We start from the raw sequence: 1,284 nt of genomic DNA on the forward strand, positions 1-1,284 counted from the left end.
AGAGGTGGCTGCGCGAATTCGGACAGTCGGATAAGTGGAGCGACCGGGGCCTGAGCCGGCGATAATGCTGGCAAAGGAACCCGGAAGATGACGAAGAGAACCCGACGGACGCACTCAGCGACGTTCAAAGCGAAGGTGGCACTGGCAGCGGTCAAAGGCGAGCGGACGCTGGCTGAACTGGCGCAGCAGTTCGATGTACACCCGAACCAGATCACGGAATGGAAGCGGCAATTGCAGGAGCGCGCGGCGGACGTGTTCGGCGCGGGCGGTGCGCCGTCGAACGAGCCGCCCGTTGATCTGAAATCGCTGCACGCAAAGATCGGGCAACTGACGCTGGAAAATGATTTTTTAAGCGGCGCGCTCGACAAGGCGGGATTGCTGAGCGCAAAGAAATGATCGACCGTAAGCACGCGTTGCCGATTTCGCAGCAGGCCCGTCTCGTCGGCGTGGCGAGATCGAGCGTGTATTACCGGCCGCAGCCGGTGAGCGAAGCGGATCAGTTGCTGATGCGACGGATCGACGAATTGCACATGGAGTTTCCGTTTGCCGGGGCGCGGATGCTGGCGCGCCTGCTGCGTCGGGAAGGCCATGAGGCTGGCCGTCGCCGAGTGCGGACGCTGATGAAGCGCATGGGCGTAGAGGCGTTGTACTGTAAGCCAAACACGAGCCGCCGCAACGCGCAGCACAAGATCTGGCCATACCTGCTGCGCGGCATGAAGATTGACCGGGCGAATCAGGCGTGGGCACTCGACACGACCTACATTCCGATGACACGAGGCTTTGTGTACCTGACGGCGGTGGTGGACTGGTCGAGCCGCAAGGTTCTCGCGCACCGGGTGGCGATCACGCTGGAAGCCGTACATGCTGTCGAGGCGCTGGAAGAAGCGTTCGCCCGCTACGGGCGGCCGGACATCGTGAACACCGACCAGGGCAGTCAGTTCACGGCCAACGCGTTTACCGAGGCGGTGCTCAGTCGGGGCATCCGGCTGTCGATGGACGGCAAGGGAAGCTGGCGTGACAACGTATTCGTTGAACGGGTCTGGCGCAGCATCAAGTACGAAGAGGTCTACCTGAAGGCGTACGAGTCGGTCAGTCATGCCCGGCGCTCCATCGGCGAGTACATCAGCCTGTACAACTGGAAACGGCCCCATTCGAGCCTGGCGGATCAGACGCCGGATGAGGCATACTTCGCGACGCTGCCAGCGATCAAATCGGCAGCATGATTGCCTCGGACGTTCCACTTAAAAATCTCAGAAGACTGTCCGAACGAGCGAAGCCACCTCT

At 61.5% G+C, this 1,284-nt stretch carries 1 protein-coding gene; it reads left to right on the top strand.

The window, feature by feature from the left end:
- Positions 1–87 precede the first annotated feature (87 nt).
- Positions 88–1,223 (top strand): IS3 family transposase gene (locus PCE31107_RS23245; RefSeq protein ID WP_425494747.1). Its coding sequence is split into 2 segments (ribosomal slippage): positions 88–352 and positions 352–1,223, totalling 1,137 coding nucleotides; the frame shifts between segments, so codons are not numbered across the junction.
- Positions 1,224–1,284: the final 61 nt, after the last annotated feature.

The sequence above is a fragment of the Pandoraea cepalis genome, from assembly GCF_902459625.1.
GTDB classification, from domain to species: Bacteria; Pseudomonadota; Gammaproteobacteria; order Burkholderiales; family Burkholderiaceae; genus Pandoraea; species Pandoraea cepalis.